At 30.2% G+C, this 22,058-nt stretch carries 19 protein-coding genes and 1 tRNA gene; 13 read left to right on the top strand and 7 right to left on the bottom strand.

What is annotated here, in order from left to right:
- Positions 1-38 precede the first annotated feature (38 nt).
- The 6 genes from H518_RS0114975 to H518_RS0114950 all read left to right on the top strand — a co-directional run bounded on the left by H518_RS0114975 (position 39) and on the right by H518_RS0114950 (position 6,764).
- A complete protein-coding gene (locus tag H518_RS0114975) occupies positions 39-1,808 on the top strand; it encodes a MutS-related protein (protein ID WP_028889819.1) in 1,770 nt (589 codons plus the stop codon).
- 68 nt (positions 1,809-1,876) lie between these two features.
- Positions 1,877-2,869 (top strand): GTP 3',8-cyclase MoaA, encoded by a 993-nt coding sequence (gene moaA / locus H518_RS0114970; RefSeq protein ID WP_028889818.1) that lies wholly within the window; start codon positions 1,877-1,879, stop codon positions 2,867-2,869.
- A gap of 341 nt (positions 2,870-3,210) precedes the next feature.
- Positions 3,211-4,428, top strand: coding sequence for a molybdopterin molybdotransferase MoeA (locus H518_RS0114965; RefSeq protein ID WP_028889817.1), 1,218 nt, complete (start codon positions 3,211-3,213; stop codon positions 4,426-4,428).
- 224 nt (positions 4,429-4,652) lie between these two features.
- Positions 4,653-4,943, top strand: coding sequence for a GIY-YIG nuclease family protein (locus H518_RS0114960; RefSeq protein WP_028889816.1), 291 nt, complete (start codon positions 4,653-4,655; stop codon positions 4,941-4,943).
- A gap of 180 nt (positions 4,944-5,123) precedes the next feature.
- Positions 5,124-5,597 carry a cyclic pyranopterin monophosphate synthase MoaC gene (gene moaC, locus H518_RS0114955; RefSeq protein ID WP_028889815.1) on the top strand — a complete coding sequence of 158 codons (474 nt, stop codon included), beginning with the start codon at positions 5,124-5,126 and terminating at the stop codon, positions 5,595-5,597.
- 54 nt (positions 5,598-5,651) lie between these two features.
- Positions 5,652-6,764 (top strand): NTP transferase domain-containing protein, encoded by a 1,113-nt coding sequence (locus H518_RS0114950; RefSeq protein ID WP_028889814.1) that lies wholly within the window; start codon positions 5,652-5,654, stop codon positions 6,762-6,764.
- 95 nt (positions 6,765-6,859) lie between these two features.
- Here H518_RS0114950 and katG read toward each other — a convergent pair whose 3' ends face one another.
- Both katG and H518_RS0114940 read right to left on the bottom strand, forming a co-directional pair.
- Entirely contained in the window at positions 6,860-9,142 is a 2,283-nt protein-coding gene (gene katG, locus H518_RS0114945) for a catalase/peroxidase HPI (RefSeq protein ID WP_028889813.1), read from the bottom strand.
- A 271-nt stretch (positions 9,143-9,413) separates the two neighbouring features.
- Positions 9,414-9,495: transfer RNA gene (locus tag H518_RS0114940), tRNA-Leu, on the bottom strand.
- A gap of 123 nt (positions 9,496-9,618) precedes the next feature.
- On the opposite strand from H518_RS0114940, the gene H518_RS0114935 reads away from it, so the two are divergent.
- The 3 genes from H518_RS0114935 to pth all read left to right on the top strand — a co-directional run bounded on the left by H518_RS0114935 (position 9,619) and on the right by pth (position 11,837).
- Complete coding sequence (locus tag H518_RS0114935) at positions 9,619-10,560, top strand: ribose-phosphate pyrophosphokinase (protein ID WP_028889812.1); 942 nt, start codon at positions 9,619-9,621, stop codon at positions 10,558-10,560.
- A gap of 26 nt (positions 10,561-10,586) precedes the next feature.
- Positions 10,587-11,183, top strand: coding sequence for a 50S ribosomal protein L25/general stress protein Ctc (locus H518_RS0114930; protein ID WP_028889811.1), 597 nt, complete (start codon positions 10,587-10,589; stop codon positions 11,181-11,183).
- Positions 11,184-11,270: 87 nt separating this feature from the next.
- The gene (pth, locus tag H518_RS0114925; protein WP_028889810.1) at positions 11,271-11,837 is read left to right on the top strand and encodes an aminoacyl-tRNA hydrolase; all 567 of its coding nucleotides are present in this window, start codon (positions 11,271-11,273) and stop codon (positions 11,835-11,837) included.
- A 163-nt stretch (positions 11,838-12,000) separates the two neighbouring features.
- Here pth and H518_RS0114920 read toward each other — a convergent pair whose 3' ends face one another.
- The 5 genes from H518_RS0114920 to mutS form a co-directional block, all read right to left on the bottom strand.
- Complete coding sequence (locus H518_RS0114920; protein WP_028889809.1) at positions 12,001-12,450, bottom strand: 6-pyruvoyl trahydropterin synthase family protein; 450 nt, start codon at positions 12,448-12,450, stop codon at positions 12,001-12,003.
- Positions 12,451-12,558: 108 nt separating this feature from the next.
- On the bottom strand, positions 12,559-12,732 hold the full coding sequence (locus H518_RS21185; protein WP_155995245.1) for a hypothetical protein: 174 nt from the start codon (positions 12,730-12,732) through the stop codon (positions 12,559-12,561).
- Positions 12,733-12,734: 2 nt separating this feature from the next.
- Positions 12,735-13,502 carry an enoyl-CoA hydratase/isomerase family protein gene (locus H518_RS0114905; protein WP_028889808.1) on the bottom strand — a complete coding sequence of 256 codons (768 nt, stop codon included), beginning with the start codon at positions 13,500-13,502 and terminating at the stop codon, positions 12,735-12,737.
- A 32-nt stretch (positions 13,503-13,534) separates the two neighbouring features.
- Positions 13,535-14,860 (bottom strand): MATE family efflux transporter, encoded by a 1,326-nt coding sequence (locus tag H518_RS0114900; RefSeq protein WP_028889807.1) that lies wholly within the window; start codon positions 14,858-14,860, stop codon positions 13,535-13,537.
- A 79-nt stretch (positions 14,861-14,939) separates the two neighbouring features.
- Positions 14,940-17,549: a DNA mismatch repair protein MutS gene (gene mutS / locus H518_RS0114895; protein WP_028889806.1), complete on the bottom strand. Its 2,610-nt coding sequence runs from the start codon at positions 17,547-17,549 to the stop codon at positions 14,940-14,942.
- Between the two features lie 214 nt (positions 17,550-17,763).
- Here mutS and H518_RS0114890 point away from each other — a divergent pair, with 214 nt between their 5' ends.
- From H518_RS0114890 to H518_RS0114875, 4 genes are all read left to right on the top strand, one after another.
- Positions 17,764-18,294, top strand: a complete 531-nt coding sequence (locus tag H518_RS0114890) for an RNA methyltransferase (protein WP_028889805.1) — start codon at positions 17,764-17,766, stop codon at positions 18,292-18,294.
- A gap of 239 nt (positions 18,295-18,533) precedes the next feature.
- Complete coding sequence (locus H518_RS21180) at positions 18,534-18,686, top strand: hypothetical protein (RefSeq protein WP_155995244.1); 153 nt, start codon at positions 18,534-18,536, stop codon at positions 18,684-18,686.
- Between the two features lie 46 nt (positions 18,687-18,732).
- Complete coding sequence (locus H518_RS0114880; RefSeq protein ID WP_028889804.1) at positions 18,733-20,703, top strand: tetratricopeptide repeat-containing sensor histidine kinase; 1,971 nt, start codon at positions 18,733-18,735, stop codon at positions 20,701-20,703.
- Positions 20,669-21,346, top strand: a complete 678-nt coding sequence (locus tag H518_RS0114875; protein WP_028889803.1) for a response regulator transcription factor — start codon at positions 20,669-20,671, stop codon at positions 21,344-21,346. Before H518_RS0114880 ends, H518_RS0114875 begins: the two co-directional genes overlap by 35 nt.
- Positions 21,347-22,058 lie beyond the last annotated feature (712 nt).

The raw sequence follows: 22,058 nt of genomic DNA, 5'->3' as shown, positions 1-22,058 counted from the left end.
CTATATGTACATTTACAAGAATATTTATTTACTACATAATGCAACAACCTTTTCCTTTTTATAAAAAAGAAATAAACAGCTTAAATAGCGAATTAATTAACCTTAAAAGACAATTAAGAACAACAAGTATTCTACGTCTTTTAACTTTTTTAAGCATTTCACTTTCAATATATTTTGCTATTACAAATAGCAATTTGTTTTTTGGCGCCAGCTTTATTTTAATAGTATTGTTTGTTTATTTAATAACAAAACACACGCAATTACAGCAACAAAAAAGACTTACGGATGCAAAACTGGCTATTAATAAAACTGAAATTGATGTTTTAAAAGGAAAATATACGCATTTAGATAGCGGTAAAGAATTTATAAACCCAGAACATTATTTTAGTAATGATATAGACTTGTTTGGTATTGGTTCATTCTTTCAATATATAAACAGAACTGCTACAAGCGAAGGAAAAAAATTATTAGCTAATATTTTAACAAGCAACGGTATTCATACTATAGAAGAAAGACAAGAAGTTATAAAAGAGCTTTCTTTAAAAGCAAAGTGGCGTCAACATTTTTCTGCAGTCGCTAGTTTAATACAAACAAAAACGGCGATTCCTATTATTGTAAAATGGGTACACACATACCAACAAAAACTCCCTTCTTTTTTAATACTGTTTTCGTATGTTTTTTCTGTAATATCACTTGTTTTAATTGGCTTACTTACTTTTAGTATTATTCCTTTTTCAGTTGTATTAATTTGGTTTATTATTGGCTTATTTATTACTGCTTTCTATATTAAAAACATACAAGAATTAGCTACAGAAACAACAAGGGCTAAAGAAACGTTTAATCAATATTATCAGTTACTAGCTCAAATAGAAAATGAAACGTTCACAAATTCAACATTAAAAAATAAGCAAGAAAAAATTAAACAAAAAAATAAGAAAGCATCAACAATATTTAAAGAATTTTCAAAAAACCTAGATGCTTTCGATCAACGTAATAATGTAATTATTGCTGTTTTCGGTAACGGCCTTTTTCTTTGGGATATTCGCAATACGATTAAAATAGAAAAATGGATTACCACTTATAGAAATACTATTGAAGAATGGTTTAGTGTTGTTTCATATTTTGACGCACAAAATTCATTAGCAAATTTTGTATTTAACAAGCCCAACTATATTTTCCCTACGATAACCAAAGAAAAAGCAGTTTTAAATGCTGTAAACCTAGGACACCCTTTATTAGATGCTACAAAAAGAATAGATAACGATTTTGTAATAGATAATGAACATTTTTTTATCGTTACAGGAGCAAATATGGCTGGGAAAAGTACTTTTTTAAGAGCTATTTCATTAGCAATTGTAATGTCGAATACTGGATTACCAATTTGTACTGAAAAAGCAATATACAATCCTACAAAACTAATTACAAGCATGAGAACTTCAGACTCGTTGAGCGATGATGAATCTTATTTTTATGCTGAATTAAAACGCTTAAAATTTATTGTAAACGAAATTAAAACTGAAAATTATTTTATCATTTTAGATGAAATTTTAAAAGGTACAAACAGCAAGGATAAAGCAATTGGTTCAAAAAAATTCATTGAAAAACTCAATAAATCACAATCTACAGGAATTATTGCTACGCACGATGTAAGTTTATGCGATTTAGCAACAGAATATTCGACCATTGAAAACTATTATTTTGATGCCGAAATTATAGATAATGAATTGCATTTTGATTATAAAATGAAAAACGGGGTTTGTAAAAATATGAATGCTTCCTTTTTACTACAAAAAATGGAAATTATTTAGGTTTTATTTTTAGCAAACTATGATAAATGGCAGGAAATAGTTGATTCATTAAACCGTATCTTTGTTATATGAGTAAACTTATTGATAATTTTGGTAGACAAATCAGTTATGTTCGACTAGCTGTAACCGATCGCTGCAACCTTCGTTGTCAGTATTGTATGCCTGCCCATGGTATTGATATTGTCCCTAGAAAAGAATTACTTACCTACAAAGAAATGTATCGCCTTATTCGCGTACTTACCGAACTAGGAGTTAACAAAGTCCGCTTAACAGGTGGCGAACCTTTTGCTCGTAAAGATTTTATGTCGTTTTTAGAAATGTTATCATATAACGATTTGTTAGATGAAATTAATATAACTACAAACGGAGCATTAGTTTCTAAACATATACAAACGTTAGAAAAACTAGAAAAAGTTAAAAATATCAATTTAAGTATTGATAGTTTACATGCTGATAAGTTTGCTAAAATTACACGTCGCGATGTTTTTCCTGAAGTATATAAAACATTTGAATTATTAGAACAAAGTTCACTGAATTTAAAACTAAATGTAGTTGTACAATCTGGGTTTAACACCAATGAAATTAATGATTTTGTTGGTTTAACAAAAAACAAAAAAATTGCCGTTCGTTTTATTGAAGAAATGCCTTTTAACGGAAAAGGGCAACGAGAAATTCAAGAAAACTGGAATTACAACAAAATTATAGCAGAAATAAAATCTAAATATAACGTAGAAAATATAATCTCAGAAAAATCATCTACATCACGTAATTTCTCAATAAAAAACCATCAAGGAACTATAGGTATTATCCCTGCTTTTACACGTACCATTTGTAATGATTGTAATCGTATTAGAGTAACATCAACAGGTACTTTTAAAAATTGTTTGTTTGATGATGGAGTTTTTAACTTACGAGACTTTATTCGTAATGGAGCAAGTAATAACGACTTAAAAGAACTCTTTTTATCACTTATAAAAGAGAAACCTGAAAATGGTTTTATTGCCGAAGCAAATCGTAAAAAAGGAAGCGTAAGTGAAAGTATGAGTACTATTGGTGGGTAAATATTATAAGTCATAATGAAACAACTACAAATTAAAATCAATTGGTCAATAGTCACTTATAAAACAATTTTACTATGTATTCTATCAATAGCTTTATTATTTCTAAACCAACTTATTTTCTTTTTAATATGGGGGTCAGGAGCAGGAGCTTCTAGAGTTTCCGAATTATGGTATATTGATTTTTCTTTTAATTATTCCCCTTTAATTTTATTAGTTATTTACTTATTATTTATAATAATAAAACACTCTAAAAATAATAGGTTTATCAACAACCTAATTGTACTATTTTTACTACTAGTTTTTTATTTTTTTAGATACAACTTTTTAGACCTTTTCATATAATGATTTCAGTAGAAGAAGCAAAAAACATAATATTACAAAATTCACAGGATTTTGGAGTAGAAGAGATTCCATTTATAGAATCTGTTGGGCGTATTTTAAAAGAAACTATTGTTGCCGATAGAGATTTCCCTCCTTTCGATCGCGTTGCTATGGACGGAATTGCAATTAACTACATCCATTTTAAAAACGGACAACGAAGTTTTAAGGTTGAAGGAATTCAACCCGCTGGAAGCAAGCAATTAACTATGCAAACTTCAGAAAACTGTATTGAGGTAATGACAGGTGCAGTATTACCTAATAATTGTGATACTGTAATTAGATATGAAGACGTTACTATAAAAAACGGAATTGCAACTATTACTGTTAACAGCATTAATGACAAGCAGAATATTCATACGAAAGGAAAAGACAAACAACAAGGTGATCTTTTAATTAAAGAGAATATCGTTATTTCTCCTGCAGAAATAGGAGTGATTGCTACTGTAGGAAAATCAACCATAAAAGTAGCAAAACAACCAAAAGTAATGATTGTATCTACTGGTGATGAACTCGTAACTGTAAACGAAATTCCTTTAGATTTTCAAATTAGAAGATCTAATGTATACACACTTGTTTCGTTATTAGATAAATTAAATATTCCTTCAGAAACTGCTCACATAACTGATAATAAAGCTATTCTAAAAGAAAAAATAGCAGGTTACTTAACAGCATATGATGTACTTTTATTTAGCGGAGCTGTAAGCAAAGGAAAGTTCGACTTTTTACCTGAAGTATTAGCTGAATTAGGGGTTGAAAAGTTATTTCATAAAGTAGCACAACGTCCAGGGAAACCATTCTGGTTCGGGCGCGCAACGCCTTTAAGTATTAGTGAGAAAAATAAAAAAGCTATCGTTTTTGCTTTTCCTGGGAATCCAGTTTCAGCATTTGTAAACTGTTTGGCCTATTTTTACCCTTGGTATTATAAATCTGTTGGCATAAAACAACATGAAGAAACAGCTATTTTGGCTAACGATATTATATTTAAATCAAATTTAACGTACTTTTTACAAGTTAAATTAAGTTATCGTTTCGGACATTTAACAGCAACTCCAATAAAAGGGAATGGCTCAGGGGACTTAGTTAGTTTAGTAGAGGCAGATGGTTTTATAGAAATCCCCAAAACAGAACAAATTGAATTTAAATCAGGAGCTGTTTTTCCTGTAATAAGATATAAATAATAACTTCTCGATACTAATTTAATTTTCCTATCGGACATCAAATTCACTCGAAATGACAATTCGAATTGTTAATTTGTATCGAAAGCAAATAGTAAGTAATCAATAAGATTGAAAACATTTTAATAAAAAATAAACAGCATAACAAAATGACTTGTCAATTCGAGTAATGTTATTGAAATGATAATGGAAATAAAAGTGTATCGAGAACTATTTAATAATCAATTATGAACCTTTATTACGTTTACATATTAAAATGTTCAGATAATTCATATTATACCGGTTTTACTTCTGACATTAAACAACGATTAATCGAACATAAAGAAGGAAAACACCCAGAGAGTTACACTTTTAAAAGAAGGTCATTAGAATTGGTTTTTTATTGTGGGTTTACAAATGCAGAACTAGCTATTGAAAAAGAAAAACAACTAAAAAAATGGTCAAAAATTAAAAAAGAAGCTTTAATAAATAATGAATTCGAAAAACTTCCTAATTTAGCAAAGAAGAAGTTTAAATAATATCTCGATACAAATTTGATTTTCCTGCCAGACATCAAATTCACTCGATGTGACAATATCATATTAAAATACAACTTGTCAGTTCGAGTGGTTTTATTGAAATGATAATGGAAATAAAAATGTATCAAGAACTAGTATTCTATCAAAATTTATTTTTAACTCACTTGATATAAAAATTAAATGAACAATTTCACCCACATAAACGAACAAAACCAGCCTAAAATGGTGAATGTTTCTGATAAAAAAATCACGAAACGAACTGCAATCGCAAAAGCAACCATGTTTTTAGGTTTAGAAATTATTTCTCACTTTAAGAATGAAGATTTAATAACTAAAAAAGGTCCTGTTTTTCAAACTGCTATTATTGCTGGTATCCAAGCAGTGAAAAAAACTTCAGATATTATTCCTATGTGTCATCCCTTATTAATTAACGGAGTAGATATTGATATAAATATTATTGACAACGAACATGTAGAAGTGTTTTGTGAAGTAACTATCGAAGGAAAAACTGGTGTAGAAATGGAAGCTTTAACAGGTGCTTCAGCTACTTGTTTAACTATTTACGACATGTGTAAAGCTATCAGTCAAAAAATGGTAATTAAAGACATTAAGTTAGTAGAAAAAACTGGTGGCAAATCTGATATTAAAATCTAACTTCACTACCCAAAAAAAGGAAATTTAAGATACTACAAACACAAAAAAAGCAAAATGAAGAAACATCAAAAACACGCAAACATCTCAAAAAAGCACAACGATAATTTTGCGCCTAATGAAGTAGCTATTCTAGGAACAAAATGTGGTATTATAGCTGATTTAGTTACTACCGTTTCTAGTAAATTATCAAATTATAACCTTGGATATTTTGATGCTTCACATGCTAAAAATGTTTCACAAAGCACATTCTCTGAATACACCTTTCATCATGAAGGGAATCTTCAAATAAATACAAATTCACCTATAAACAAATACGAACAGCGATTACAATTTTACAATCATGATTTTCTATTTATTAACGGGAATCACTATCAAGGAGCTAAACAAATTTTAATTTTAGATGAAGAAAAAGAAGCTTCAGTAATAAAACGCTTAGAGCAACTTACCAATATTCAGTTCGTCATAAAATTAAATAAAGACACTCCATATTTTGATTGTTTAACAGAGAAATTCCCTAATATTAAAAACATAACTTCTTATACTATTGATCAGGTTGAAAAAATCACAAATCATATAAAAAGTTTAATTAAAGAACATATTGCACCTATAAACGGTTTAGTGTTAATTGGAGGTAAAAGTACTCGAATGGGAACTGACAAATCTGAATTAAACTACTTTGGTAAACCTCAAAAAGAGCACGTAAAAGAGTTATTAGAGGTGTGTTCATTACCTACTTTTTTTTCTATTCAACAGCCCTCAGAAAAAGACAATGAAATTCATGATGCCTTTTTAAATCTAGGTCCTTTTGGAGGAATTTGTTCTGCTTTTCAACAAAATCCTAATACTGCATGGTTAGTAATAGCAACTGATGTTCCTTTTGTAAACGAAGAAATTATTAAACTTTTATTAGAAAATAGAGACCCTAGTAAAGTAGCAACCACTATTAAAGGAAAAGGAAAAGAATTTCCAGAACCACTAATTACCATATACGAACCTAAAGCTTACGGAAAATTATTACAATATTTAGCACAAGGCTATTCTTGCCCTCGTAAAATGCTAATTAATTCTGACGTTAAAATTGTAGAAATTGATGATGATTTTATCAGGAATATAAATACTCCAGAAGAGTTTGAAACTGCTTCTAGAGAAATTAAAAAGAGTATATAAACCTAATCGTATATATTTCTAACTAATAGAAATAATTAACCTATATCACATTAAAATTTTTAATATGATATAGGTATTAAACACTAACTACTTTTCTATTTTAAATCAAATCTATCTAAATTCATAACCTTAACCCAAGCAGTAACAAAATCTGTTACAAACTTTTCTTTTGCATCATCACTTGCATACACCTCAGCCAAACCTCTTAATTCAGAATTAGACCCAAAAATTAAATCTGCTCTTGTAGCTGTCCATTTAACTACATTTGTTTTTCTATCTTTACCCTCTAACTCCATTTTATCTTCAGCAATAGGAGTCCAATAAGTATTCATGTCTAAAAGATTTACAAAGAAATCATTCGTTAAAACACCTGTTTTTGTAGTAAAAACACCTTTTTTAGAAGCATTATAACTCACATTTAATGCTCGCATACCCCCAACCAAAACTGTCATTTCTGGAGCAGTTAAAGTTAATAATTGTGCTTTATCTACTAATAACTCTTCAGTTGTAAGTGTATATTTTTTCTTTTGATAATTTCTAAATCCATCTGCCATTGGCTCTAGAACATCAAACGAAGCAACATCTGTTTGCTCTTGTGTTGCATCCATTCTTCCTGGACTAAAAGGTACCTCTATTGAAAAACCAGCTTTTTTAGCAGCCTCTTCAACTACTGCTGAACCTCCTAAAACAACTAAATCTGCAATAGAAACCTTTATATCTTTAGAAGTATTATTGAATTTAGATTGAATTGCTTCATAAACAGCTAATACTTTTTTTAACTGCGTTGGGTTATTACTTTCCCAATTAATTTGTGGCTCTAAACGAATACGTGCGCCATTAGCTCCACCTCTTCTATCAGAACCTCTATAAGATGATGCTGACGCCCATGCTGTTTCTACCAACTGATTATGAGGAACTCCTGAATTAAGAATTTCTTTTTTAAGTGTTTTAATATCCGTTTTAGTAATTAATTTATCCTTTTGTGTCGGAATTGGATCTTGCCAAATAAAGTTTTCTTGTGGAAATGCCGAACCTAAGTATGTTGATTTTGGCCCCATATCTCTGTGCGTAAGCTTAAACCAAGCTTTTGCAAATGCTTCATCAAAAGATAATGGATTGTCTATAAAATTTTGACATACTTTTTTATAATCAGGATCAAATTTCAATGCTAAATCAGAAGTTAACATTGTTGGTCTATGTCTTTTATTTTTATCAAAAGCATCTGGAAAAACTTCCCCTACACCTTTTGCAGCCCATTGATGAGCTCCTGCAGGACTTTTAGTTAATTCCCATTCATTATCAAATAATGTATTTAAAAAAGCATGACTCCATCTTGTTGGTGTAGGTGTCCAAACAACTTCTAAACCTGAAGTAATAGCGTCTTTTCCTTTACCAGATTTATAACTACTTTTCCAACCTAATCCCTGCTCTTCAATGCCTGCTGCTTCTGGAGATGCTCCTACATTTTCTGCTGGGCCTGCACCATGAGTTTTCCCAAAAGTATGTCCACCTGCTATTAAAGCTACCGTTTCTTCGTCATTCATACCCATTCTAGAAAAAGATATTCGTATATTCTTTGCAGAAGCAACCGGGTCTGGTTTTCCGTTTGGTCCTTCAGGGTTTACATAAATTAATCCCATTTGTACAGCAGCTAAAGGATTTTCAACTTCTAAATCTAATTTACCCTCTTTATCTAATCGTCTACTTTCTAACCATCCTGCTTCAGAACCCCAGTAAATATCTTTTTGAGGCTCCCATACATCTTCTCTTCCTCCTGCAAAACCAATTGTTTTTAAACCCATTGATTCAATAGCAACATTTCCTGTTAAAATAATTAAATCTGCCCAAGAAATCTTTTTACCATATTTTTGCTTTATAGGCCATAATAGTCTTCTTGCCTTATCTAAATTACCATTATCTGGCCAACTATTTTGTGGCGCAAAACGCTGTAACCCCATACGTGTTCCTCCTCTTCCATCTCCCGTACGATAAGTTCCTGAACTGTGCCAAGCCATTCGAATGAATAACGGCCCATAATGACCATAATCAGCTGGCCACCAATCTTGAGATTCTGTCATTAACTTTGTAAGATCTTTCTTTAATTCGGCATAATCTAACTTATTAAACTCATCAGCATAATTAAAGTCTTTTTTCATTGGATTTGACAATGCTGAATTTTGTGCTAGAACATCTAGATCAAGTTTGTTTGGCCACCAATCTTTATTAGATTTAGTTTGTGTAATTTGTTCTTTTTTATGCCCCTTGTCAAAACCAAATGGACATTTTCCTTTTTCTTTTCCTTCAATGTGATTTTTTTCACTGTTACAAGAAAAAAGCAAAGAGCTTACCGCTGCTACTGCTAAATATAATTTCTTCATTTTTTAAATAGATTAAGTTCTGCTACAAATTTAAATAAGATAAAGTGATGACTATAGTTTTTTAAATAGAAATAACTTATAACGGTATATTGTGAATATTCGTTTATCTTTTTAATGCGTATCAAAAAATCGATAACGATTATAGTTTTTACGAAAAATAAAAAAGTGATACTCTTTTTAATTGTAGAATAAATTTATTGGTACTTATAAGATTCTTTAGATAATTAAACCCTAATAAAAAAGCCTCAACTAATTGTTGAAGCTTTTCTTGTACTCGAGGCGGGAATCGAACCCGCACGTCTTGCGACATTGGATTTTGAATCCAACGTGTCTACCAATTCCACCACTCGAGCATAATTTAGGTTTGCGAATTTATAAAATATTTTAATTAATTCAATTAAAATAAGTTTTAAACTCTTAAAATAGTTTTACTTTTGCCCTTTCAACAACACTAACTATAAATACCTTTTTTACAAATGGCTATAGATCAATTAAGCCCAAAAATTTTTACTTGTTCCCAAAGTATCGAACTAGCAGAAAAAATTGCTAAAGAATACGGTGTAGAACTTGGTAATGTAAAAACAACACATTTTAGCGATGGTGAATTTCAACCTGCTTTTGAAGAATCTATACGAGGAAGAAGAATATTTCTTGTTGGTTCAACATTTCCATCAGCAGATAATTTAATGGAAATGCTATTAATGTGTGATGCTGCAAAACGTGCATCTGCTAGACACATTACAGCTGTAATGCCTTATTTCGGATGGGCACGTCAAGACAGAAAAGATAAACCACGTGTAGCTATTGGAGCTAAATTAGTAGCTAAATTACTAGAAGCTGCGGGAGCAACTAGAATTATGACCATGGATTTACATGCAGATCAAATTCAAGGTTTCTTTGAAAAGCCGGTAGATCATTTATTTGCCTCTACAGTTTTTCTACCATATGTAAAAAGCTTAAAATTAGACAACCTTACTATTGCTTCTCCTGATATGGGAGGGTCAAAAAGAGCATATGCTTATTCTAAATATTTAGAAAGCGATGTTGTAATTTGTTATAAGCAACGTGAAAAAGCCAATATTATTTCTCATATGGAGTTAATTGGTGATGTAAAGGGTAAAAATGTAATTCTTGTTGATGACATGATTGACACAGGAGGAACTCTTACCAAAGCTGCCGATTTAATGATAGAAAGAGGTGCCTTAAGTGTACGCGCAATTTGTACACACCCAATACTTTCTGGTGATGCATATGAAAGAATTCAAAATTCGCAATTAACCGAACTAATTGTTTCAGATACAATTCCTTTGAAAAAGAGTGTATCTAAAATAAAAGTAGTAACTTGCGCCACTTTATTCGCTGATGTAATGCATAAAGTGCATGACAATACATCTATTAGCGGACAATTTTTAATGTAAATAAATTTTAATAAATAAAAGAAGTAATGAAATCAATTACAATCAACGGATCACAAAGAGAAAGCGTAGGTAAAAAAGCAACTAAAGCCTTACGTAATGCTGGAAAGGTTCCTTGCGTATTATACGGAGGAGACAAGCCTGTTCACTTTTCAGCTGAAGAAAAATCGTTCAAGCCTTTAGTATTTACTCCAGACGTATTTACTGCTTCGATTGAAATCGATGGTAAAAAATATAGTGCTGTTTTACAAGACATTCAATTTCACCCAGTAACAGATAGAATTATACATGTAGATTTTTATCAGTTATTTGATGACAAAATGGTAACAATGAATATTCCAGTAAAATTAGCAGGAACTTCTCCTGGTGTTTTAAATGGAGGTGCTTTACGTTTTACCAACCGTAAATTAAAAGTAAAAGCATTACCAGCTAATTTACCAGATTTTTTAACTGCTGATATTTCAGGTTTAAAAATTGGAAATAAATTATTTATATCATCTTTATTTAATGATGACTATACATTTTTACACCCAGACAACACTGTTGTTGTTCAAGTAAGAACTTCTCGTAATGCTACTGCAGAAGAAGAAACTGAAGAAGCTACTACAGAAGCTGCTGCAGAATAATCTTTGCACACATAATTTATAAAAGCGTTACATTTTTTGTAACGCTTTTTTATTTTTGTATTTTAAAACATCACAAAAAAAGAGTTTATGAAAAAATTTTTAATTGTAGGATTAGGTAATATTGGCGAAAAATATGATAATACACGCCATAATATAGGTTTTAAACTGGTAGATGCTTTTGTAAAAGAACATGATGCTAGCTTTACAACTGAAAAGCTAGGAGACGTTGCCAAATTAAAAGTTAAAGGAAAAACTGTAATTGTTTTAAAACCTAGTACTTATATGAATTTAAGCGGAAAGGCCGTTATGTATTGGATGCAGCAAGAAAATATTCAGGTAGAAAATTTATTAGTAATTACAGATGACTTAAATATTGATTTTGGTAAACTACGTATAAAACCAAAAGGAAGTTCTGGTGGACATAACGGATTAAAAGATATTCAGGATAAATTTAACACAGGTGCATACCCTCGTTTTCGTTTTGGTGTTGGTGCAGATTATGGTAGAGGTCGTCAAGTAGATTATGTACTAGGACAATGGAGTAAAGATGAAGAAAGTGAAATGATTGAGCGCATTCCAACATCAGTTAAAGCAATTACTTCTTTTATTACAGCTGGAATGGCCAATACAATGAACGATTTTAATGGAAAATAATATATTTATTTTATCCCCAATATTTTATTAAACGTTCTTATTTCGCATTTGTAAAATTTTACAAATATTTTAAATAGATTTTTCATAATTATATAGTTTACACTAATAAGTACATAAACTTAACTATATATTACAAAGTAATTTAAAAAATATTAAAGATTATTTAATTATCAGAAGCAAACCACTCTGCAAAACTAGAATCTGTTTCTTGTAGTTTAATGGCATGAAGCTTAATATTTTCAGGAAGTCTATTCTTAATTTTTTCTACAAAATCAATTACCATCATCTCACTAGTTGGCTGATAGTCAACTAAAATAACATGATGCCCTCTATCTTTTAACTCTTTAGCCAACTCAACATGCGGTGTATTCTGATTAAACACTGTTGCATGATCAAAAACATCAACAATTTCTTCTTTTACAACCTTTTTAAGATCTGTAAAATCAATAACCATCCCATATTTTACGTTTGATGCATCAGCAATAGGTTGTCCTATAACAGTTACAGATAGTTTGTAACTATGACCATGAACATTTTTACATTTTCCGTCATATCCATATAAGGCATGACCTGTTTCAAAAGAAAATTGCTTTGTAATTCTAATATTGCTCACTATCTTTTAAATTTTTTATTACTTCTATATTTATTATAAAAATACACTATTGCTACTCCTGCTGCTAAAATGGCAAATAAATAATCTCCTCCCATAATTTATATCTTATTATTCGCCGAAAGTACGAATTTGTTTTACAATTTTTGTTAATAACCAAACGAAACCTACAGAAAGAACAACTCCTATAAGGATAGAAAGTGTCGGATTATGATAAATCCATTTCCCGACTTCATACCCTGCTTTATAACTTTGAGTCTCTTTTATATCTTGAATTAAAAACATATTTATTTTTTAAACTTTGCTAACGCCTTTTTAGTAGCATTAGACAATACTAATTTACCTGATATTTCTGCTCTCTCTGCCAATAACTTCTGCCAGTGTTCAGTATCTTTCCACAACACTTTTTTCATTTCAGATAATGCTTCTGTGTTATAAGAGGCTAATTTCTCTGTAAAAATAGGTAATTCTTTATCTAAATCGCTAATAGACTCAAAAACGCGTGCATATAAACCTTTTTCCTTTGCCCAATACGCATTTTTCCAACTAGTAGCATCTAATGTTAATTCCGCTAAACCACTAACACCAATTTTACGTTTTACCGCTGGTTCAATTACAAATGGCCCTATACCTATAGTAAGCTCAGAAAGCTTAATAGAAGCGTGCTCTGTTGCTAAAACATAATCACAAGCAGCTGCTAAACCAACACCACCACCAACAGTTTTACCTTGTACCCTACCAACAATTAATTTAGAACAACGACGCATTGCATTAATTACATTTGCAAAACCAGCGAAAAACTGTTTACCATCCTCTAGAGTATCAATTGCAACTAACTCATCAAAAGAAGCTCCTGCACAAAAGGCACGATCACCTTCTGATTTTAACACAACAATAGCTACATCATCATTATTTGATAACCCATCAAATTCATTTGCTAAACGTCCTAACAATTCACTCGGAAATGAATTACTTGCTGGATGCCCAAATTCAACTATCGCAATCTTATTATCAATATGAGTGTATAAACTTCCGTTTTCTCTGGTTGTGCTCATTGTTACTTATTTTATTTTCAAAATTACTCTTTTTAAGAGCGAGATAAAAACGTATTTCTAAATTTAAGAATTAAAGGAATTCCCCTAGCTATTATCCATGCAAAAAAAGCAATCCAAATCGCATATAACTTATAACCCAAAGAATCCAAAATTAATAGAACTGGAATAAATACGAATGCTGTAGATAACAATAATACATTTCGTAAATATTTCATTTCTCCCATCCCTTTAAACATTCCATCATAAATAAAGGCAATAGAACAAATAGGCTGCATTACAAGGATAATCCAGAAAGTAGCATAAAACTCTTCCAAAACTTGTTGATCCTTTATAAAAATACTTCCTATATAATCATAAAACAAAAATCCGAAAAGTGCTAAAACTGCTCCAAAAGCGAGTCCGTAAATAATTAAGTTATTTCCTAGTTTCACTAAAGCAGTATATGACTTTGCCCCTAATAATTTACCCGACAATATGTTTCCTGCAGATGAATACCCATCAATCATAAAAGCCCCCATTAACCATAGGTTAAACCCAATTGTATAGGCAGCTATATATTCTTTTCCGTAAGATGCCGCATAAGACGTTGCAAAATACAATGCAGTATTTAAAGCTATGGTACGCACAAATAAGTTTAAAATCATTGTTATAAACCTTCGAATTTCTTTATTAAAAGGCAAAGTAAATTTTAATGATATTTGTGTTTTAGTTAATAATAAATATCCTGCTACAATTGCCATAACAACTTGTGCAATTACACTCGCATAAGCAGCTCCTTTAATATTCATTGCTGTAATATACCCCTCAACACCATATACTAAAACAATATCTAACAAGATATTTACAACAGTACCAATAATAGCAATTAACATTGGATACATGGTGTTTTGCAATCCTCTAAAAGTACCAAAAACTGCAATTACAAATAGTGTAAACGGAAAACCAAAAACACGTATTTTATAATACTCAATCGAATATTCTAAAATAGTACCAGAAGCATTATAAAACTGAAATATTTCTTTTGTAAAAGGGTAACTAATCCCTAAAATAAACAAACTCGTTATTAATACAATTACAATAGCCTGAGCTGGTAAATTTTTAACTTCATCTAATTTATTAGCTCCTATATATTGAGAAATAATAGATGAAATTCCGCTACGTGTTTGCCCAAACACCCAAATAAGCATCGACAAAAAAGCGCCAACAATACCAATTGCAGCAATACTTTCGGTGGCATTCACATTTACATTACCTACAATCGCTAAATCTGTAGTAGATAATAAAGGCTCTGCAACTCCTGCGATTAAAGCAGGAAAAGCTAGTTTATTAATTTTTTTAAAACTTATATCTTGTAGCATATAACAAGCTTTATAATAATTCGATTAGGTGTCGAAATTTATTAACAATAATTCACTCTTGCTCACAACAAGAAATCTATTATTTTTTCACTAACATTCGCTTAATTTCGTTCAACTTCATTAAAGCTTCAATAGGCGTAAGTGTATCAATATTTGTAGCTAAAATTTCTTCTTTAATATCTTCTAACAAAGGATCATCTAATTGAAAAAAGCTCATTTGCATTTCTTCATGCTGTGTTTCTTTTAAAACTTCTTTAACCTCTTTCTGAGCATTATTTTTTTCTAATTGTTTTAAAATTTTTTGTGCTCTATGAATTACCATATTTGGCATTCCTGCTAATTTTGCTACATGAATACCAAAACTATGATTACTACCTCCTGCAACTAACTTACGTAAGAAAATAATACTATCTTTTAATTCCTTCACAGATACATTAAAGTTTTTTATTCGCTTAAATGTAGTTGTCATTTCATTTAACTCATGATAATGTGTTGCAAATAATGTTTTTCCTTTTGATGGATGTTCATGTAAATACTCAGCAATAGCCCAAGCAATAGAAATACCATCGTAAGTAGAAGTACCACGACCAATTTCATCTAACAACACCAAACTACGTTCTGAAATATTATTTAAAATAGAAGCAGTTTCATTCATTTCTACCATAAAAGTAGATTCTCCCATCGAAATATTATCACTCGCACCAACTCTAGTAAAAATTTTATCCACAATACCAATTCTTGCATTCTGTGCTGGTATGTAACTTCCCATTTGTGCTAATAAAACAATTAATGCAGTTTGACGCAAAATTGCTGATTTACCAGACATGTTGGGTCCTGTAATCATAATTATCTGTTGCTGATTACGGTTTAAAACAACATCATTCGCAATATACTCTTCGCCAATTGGTAATTGTTTTTCTATTACTGGGTGACGTCCGTTTTTAATTTCTATATCTGTACTATCATCCATTATCGGACGCACATAATTATTATCCATCGCCAAAGTTGCAAACGATAATAGCACATCTATTTTAGCAACATTCTGAGCATTCTCTTGTACTGGTTTTACAAAACCAATAATAAACTGGACTAATTTTGCAAAAATATCAGCTTCTAATTGTTGAATTTTCTCTTCTGCTCCTAAAATTTTAGTTTCGTACTCTTTTAACTCTTCAGTAATATAACGTTCGGCATTCACCAATGTCTGTTTACGAATCCATTCTTCAGGAACGCTTTCTTTATACCTGTTTCTAACCTCAATATAATAACCAAACACATTGTTAAAAGCAATTTTTAAACTTGATATCCCTGTGCGCTCAATTTCACGAGCTAACATATTATCTAAATATTCTTTTCCTGAATTAGAAATATTTCTTAATTCATCAAGCTCAGTAGAAACTCCAGCCGCAATAGCATTTCCTTTATTTATATTAACAGGCGCTTCTTCTAAAACAGATTCAATAATTTTATCAATTAATAATTTACAATCATGTAATTGCTTTCCTATTTCTTTTACTGTTTTATTTTTACTTTTCCCGGCCGCTTCTTTTATTGGAAGAATTGCTTTTAATGAGTTTTTTAGTAAAACTACTTCTCTTGGTGAAACTTTACCCGTTGCCACTTTCGATATTAATCGCTCAATATCAGAAATTTGTTTTAATTGATAAATTACTGTTTCTAAAAAAGCATCGTTATCTATTAAAAACTTTACCAATTCATGACGCTGTTGAATCTCCTCTAAGTTTTTTAACGGTAAGGCCAACCAACGTTTTAACAACCTTCCTCCCATAGGAGAAATTGTTTTATCAATAATATTTAATAAAGACACTGAATTTACTGAGTTACCTCCGTATAATTCTAGGTTTTTAACCGTAAAACGATCCATCCACACATAGTTATCTTCGGCAATTCTGCTTATCGATTGTATGTGTTCAATTTTATTATGTTGCGTTTCTGATAAATAATGCATCGCTGCACCACCCGCAACAATACCTTGTTCTAACTCTTCAACACCGAACCCTTTTAAGTTTTTAACCTTAAAATGATTACTCAGTAATTCATTTCCATACTCTTTTTGAAAAACCCAATCTTCTAAATAAAATGTATGAAAACGATTTGTGAACAATTCTAAAAATCGTTGTTTATTTTTCTTTTCAACTAAAACTTCAGTAGGTGAAAAATTTTGTAAAAGCTTATCTATATACTCTTCGTTTCCTTGGGCAATTAAAAACTCACCGGTTGAAACATCTAAAAATGAAACTCCTACTATTTTTTTACCAAAATGTACTGCGGCTAAAAAATTATTAGATTTCGATTGTAATACCTCATCATTTAAGGCAACACCTGGAGTAACTAGCTCAGTAACTCCTCGTTTTACAATCGTTTTTGTCATTTTAGGGTCTTCTAACTGATCGCAAATAGCAACTCGTAAACCAGACTTTACTAACTTAGGTAAATAGGTATTTAGTGAATGATGCGGAAAACCTGCCAAAGCAGTTTCACTTTCACTACCAGCACCTCTTTTTGTTAAAACAATTCCTAAAATCTCAGATGCTTTTACCGCATCTTCTCCAAAGGTTTCATAAAAATCACCTACCCTAAAAAGCAACATTGCATCCGGATATTTCGCTTTAATTCCGTTGTATTGTTGCATCAATGGAGTTACCTTTTTTGCCTTTGTTTTTGCCAATTTTTAAGATTTTTAAATTAGTTTTGCGAAGATAGAAAAAAGTAGTTAGTCATTTACTGTTTTTAATAAACGGTAGCACTGTTTGTTTTTTTAAATAAAAGCACAAAAGACTCGTCATTACGAGGAAAAGTCACGAAATAATTTATTTATTTAGAATAACAACAACTTTCTTAGTGCCTTTCAATGACAAAATAAAACTGAAATTTGAAGTATTATGAGAAAACTAAAGAATAATGAGTTAGGTAGAATTACAGTTAACGAGTTTAAAGAAACTAAAAAAACACCCATTATTGTAATACTAGATAACATTCGTAGTTTAAATAATGTAGGATCAGTTTTTAGAACTTCGGATGCTTTTTTAATTGAAAAAATATATTTGTGCGGAATTACTGCTACGCCACCAAATAAAGAAATTCATAAAACAGCTTTAGGTGCTACAGAGTCTGTTGCTTGGGAACATATCAAAAACACAATTGATTTGGTTGAAAAACTACAAAAAGATAACGTTAAAGTTTTAGCGATCGAACAAGCAGAAAATAGTACTATGCTAAATAATTTCATTCCAGAACCGAACCAAAAATATGCAGTAGTTATGGGAAACGAGGTAAAAGGTGTACAACAAGAAATAGTTTCAGCTGCTAATTATTGTATTGAAATACCTCAATTAGGTACCAAACATTCTTTAAATATATCAGTAAGTTGTGGAATCGTGCTTTGGGATTTATTTAATAAAATCACTTCGTAAGTAACTATTTGAAGTAAAAAATGAGCCAAGCAACCTATTCATTTATAACTATAAAGCAAGTAATTTACCTTCATTTTAGTTATGATAAAAAAAATATTACGACATTAAATTAATATAAAATTTAGCTAATTTTTTGTTGTTCTCCGATAAACCCTTTATTTTAGGGATCTAAATTAACTCCCCCACTAAAAATTTTAATTAAAACTCTATTAACTATGGAAGACAAAAAATTACAAAAAGTGGAAATGTCACTAACTCCTGAACCAAACAATCCTGAACCAACTAATCCAAGTCCAATCAACCTAAATGATGATGGTGATGACCCTACCATTATCGTTGACGATCCAAATACTGGTGGTGGTACTGGAAGTCAAGGCGGTGATGGTAAATAAACTTACACTATAACACCTTGTTTAAAAACAAGGTGTTTTTATTTTTATGCTTAAATTTTTTCTTTCCTCTTTCTTATGTTTCTTTTTACAATCTTCTTATTCACAAAATGAAGATATAGATTCTGTTTTCTTTTATTTAAAAAAATCAGACAATTTTTATAATACTAAAAAAACCACTTTCCTTAAAAAAGCTGTTTTTTTTGCAAAAAAATCTAATGTCGACTCTTTAATAAGAAAAACTAATATTCAATTAGGTGTTCACTCCTTTTATAACAATCTAATAGATGACCTTAGTTTTGTTAACAAAAATATTAGTAAGCTCTATATAAAAACGAAGGACTCAACTTTATTAGCAAAACACCTACATTTCAAAGCTTTAGAACAAAAAATTTTAGTAAACGTTGATAGTGCTTTTTATTATTATCATCAATCTAAAAATATCTCTAGACAACTTAATGATTCGTTAGCAGTTGGGCGTCGCTTATTAAGTATTGCAAATTTACAACGAGAAGCAAAAGATTATTTAGGAAGTGAAATTAGTTCAATAGAAGCACTTAAATATTTAGAACCTATAAAGTCTTTTAAATATCTAGAAATAACATATAACATTTTAGGCATTGTTTCTGAAGAATTGAAACAAAAAAATACTGCTTTAGAGTACTACAATAAATCACTAAAATATAACAACTTAAACAAAAATGACATTGGTTATTTATATATTATAAATAATTTAGGGTTTCTTTACCAAAACTCAAACCAACACAAAAAAGCTATTCAATATTTCCTTAAAGGGTTAACTTTTGACAGTATTAAAGAAAAATACCCAATACAATATGCTTTTTTATTAGAAAATTTAGCCGCTAGTAATTTTTTACTAGGCAATAAAACAAATGTTTTAAAACAATATAATGAAGTTTTAAAAATTAGAGAAAAAATAAACAACATTAGCGATGGAAGCCTTACACATATAAACATTTCAGATTACTACAAAGATCTAAATCAAAATAAAAAAGCACTTTTTCATTCAAACGAGGCTTTAAAATACGCCAAACAAACCCATAACAATAAAAAATGGCTAGAAGCTTTAGAAAATCTTTCAGAATTAACGAAAGGAGAGCAATCAAAAAAATATTTACAACAATACATTAAACTTAATGATAGCTTATTTGATAAAGAGCGTCAATTAAAAAATCAGTTTGCTAAAATTAGGTATGAAACTGATAAAAAAGAAAAAGAGAACGTTGTTTTAAAATCTGAAAACGAAAAAAAACAAGTAGAAATAGTGTATCATAAACAACAACAAACTATTGGATGGCTAGCAGCCGCAAGTGGGTTACTATTATTTGGAGTAAGTGTTTTGTTTTTCTTTTTCAGAAGAAAAAAATTATTATACCGAGCACAGTTAGAAAGAATTGAGGCTAGAGAACATGAACGTCAACAGATTGCTAAATCACTACATGATGAAGTAGCTGGAGACTTACGTTTATTACATCAAAAATTAGAAAAATCGAATTTATTAGAAGAGGCTCAAAAATTAGATGCTGTTAAAGAGAATGTTCGTAACCTATCACATCAATTAAGTAGTATTAGTTTTGATAAAGTTTCTTTTAGAGATCAAATAATTAATTTAGTGAGTGATTATTTTGAACTCGATTTTAGAATAAAAGTAAGTGGTTTACAAGAATATAATTGGATTACCATAAATGATTCCATTAAACGATTATTATACTTAAGCACTCGTGAGAGTGTACAAAACTGTAAAAAACACGCTAAAGCTAGTAAAATAGTCATCGATTTTGCTATACAGAAAAATTATGTACTTTTGAGCATTACAGATAATGGCATCGGTTTCGACGCCAATATTAGTAAAAAAGGAATTGGTTTACAGAACCTGCAAGAACGTGTTGAAGAGCTAAGCGGCTCTTTAGATATTAAAAGTGAGGTAGGTAACGGAACTAAAACCAGTATTCAAATCCCCTTAAATGCCTGGACAAACAAAAATACTATTAGTCGATGACCATCAGTTAATTCTTGAAGGTATTCTTTCTTACCTGAAAGATATTGACAATTTACACATAGAAACAGTAAATTCTTGTGATGAAGCACTATCAAAAATAAAATCAAATCTTGCCGACACGCCATTTCATATTCTTTTTACCGATTTAAGTTTCGATAATAATGATGGTAATGTAATTTTAGACAGTGGTGAAGCCTTAATAAAAGCAATTCAACAAGAGGGAATTGATATTAAAACAGGGGTAATTACTGGTCATTCAGAAACTAACCGTGTGTTTAATGTTATACACAATTTAAACCCTTCTGCTTATATTTTAAAAGGAAATTGTAATACAGACGAATTAACGTTTGCAATACAAAAAATGCTAAAAGGTGAAGTGTATTACACACATAAAATACATCAAAAACTTTTAAAAAGAGCTTTGGTAGAAATTCAAATGGATGACATTGCTATTCAGATATTAAAAGAACTACCTAAACACGCTAAAATAAACAACTTAGAAGGATTTATAAAAAAAGCAGATGGAACTTTAGTTAAGGTACGATCTATAGAAGGTAAACTTGCAAAACTTCGTACCGATTTACAAGCACATAACAATACAGACTTGGTTCTAAAAGCCAAGGAGTTAGGTATTTTAGATTAATTTTTGCGGAAAACCACACTTTTTTTTGCGGTAATCCCTTTTCCTACCCGAAAACCTAGCTATATCTTTGCCTAAGAATGCTAAAACATTCTGGGGAAATTCTAAAAAAAAAGAGAAATTAAAATAAACCTTTCAGTTAATTCTGGAAGGTTTATTTACTTTATGAATACTTATCAAAATACAGAAAACCACACTTTTTTTTGCGGTAATCCCTTTTTTAAAACGAAAACCCTACTATACATTTGTAGCATCAAGTTTTCGAAAATATGGGGATATAACGAAAAATGATATTTAAGGGGAAAATTAACCTTCTAGACATTTCTAGAAGGTTTTTTTATTTAAAAAACTAATAAACAATACGTTATGCGGTAATCTACACTTTTTTTTGCGGTAATCCCCTTTTTAAAACAAAAGGTCTATTATATATTTGTAACATCAAGTTTCGAAGATATGGGGATATAACGAAAAATGATATTTAAGGGAAAATCAACCTTCTAGACATTTCTAGAAGGTTTTTTTTATTTAGAAAATTAACAAACAAGGCATTATGCGGTAATCCACATGTTTTTTTGCGGTAATCCCCTTTTCTGAATAAAAAGTCTATTATACATTTGTAGCATCAAGTTTCGAAGATATGGGGATATAACGAAAATGATATTTAAGGGAAAATTAACCTTCTAGACATTTCTAGAAGGTTTTTTTTATTTAAAAA

The sequence above is a fragment of the Tenacibaculum ovolyticum DSM 18103 genome (assembly GCF_000430545.1).
Taxonomy (GTDB): Bacteria; Bacteroidota; Bacteroidia; order Flavobacteriales; family Flavobacteriaceae; genus Polaribacter; species Polaribacter ovolyticus.
This window is presented reverse-complemented; position numbering and strand designations above follow the sequence as displayed.

Excerpts from the sequence above, each read along its gene's own strand:
- H518_RS0114880 (WP_028889804.1), top strand. The coding sequence starts at position 18,733 with ATGCTTAAATTTTTTCTTTCCTCTTTCTTATGTTTCTTTTTACAATCT.
- katG (WP_028889813.1), bottom strand. The coding sequence starts at position 9,142 with ATGAAGAAATTATATTTAGCAGTAGCAGCGGTAAGCTCTTTGCTTTTT.
- moaA (WP_028889818.1), top strand. The coding sequence starts at position 1,877 with ATGAGTAAACTTATTGATAATTTTGGTAGACAAATCAGTTATGTTCGA.
- H518_RS21185 (WP_155995245.1), bottom strand. The coding sequence starts at position 12,732 with ATGTTTTTAATTCAAGATATAAAAGAGACTCAAAGTTATAAAGCAGGG.
- H518_RS0114975 (WP_028889819.1), top strand. The coding sequence starts at position 39 with ATGCAACAACCTTTTCCTTTTTATAAAAAAGAAATAAACAGCTTAAAT.
- H518_RS0114900 (WP_028889807.1), bottom strand. The coding sequence starts at position 14,860 with ATGCTACAAGATATAAGTTTTAAAAAAATTAATAAACTAGCTTTTCCT.
- H518_RS0114950 (WP_028889814.1), top strand. The coding sequence starts at position 5,652 with ATGAAGAAACATCAAAAACACGCAAACATCTCAAAAAAGCACAACGAT.
- H518_RS0114905 (WP_028889808.1), bottom strand. The coding sequence starts at position 13,502 with ATGAGCACAACCAGAGAAAACGGAAGTTTATACACTCATATTGATAAT.
- H518_RS0114935 (WP_028889812.1), top strand. The coding sequence starts at position 9,619 with ATGGCTATAGATCAATTAAGCCCAAAAATTTTTACTTGTTCCCAAAGT.
- H518_RS0114965 (WP_028889817.1), top strand. The coding sequence starts at position 3,211 with ATGATTTCAGTAGAAGAAGCAAAAAACATAATATTACAAAATTCACAG.
- H518_RS0114960 (WP_028889816.1), top strand. The coding sequence starts at position 4,653 with ATGAACCTTTATTACGTTTACATATTAAAATGTTCAGATAATTCATAT.
- pth (WP_028889810.1), top strand. The coding sequence starts at position 11,271 with ATGAAAAAATTTTTAATTGTAGGATTAGGTAATATTGGCGAAAAATAT.
- H518_RS0114930 (WP_028889811.1), top strand. The coding sequence starts at position 10,587 with ATGAAATCAATTACAATCAACGGATCACAAAGAGAAAGCGTAGGTAAA.
- moaC (WP_028889815.1), top strand. The coding sequence starts at position 5,124 with ATGAACAATTTCACCCACATAAACGAACAAAACCAGCCTAAAATGGTG.
- H518_RS0114890 (WP_028889805.1), top strand. The coding sequence starts at position 17,764 with ATGAGAAAACTAAAGAATAATGAGTTAGGTAGAATTACAGTTAACGAG.
- H518_RS0114875 (WP_028889803.1), top strand. The coding sequence starts at position 20,669 with ATGCCTGGACAAACAAAAATACTATTAGTCGATGACCATCAGTTAATT.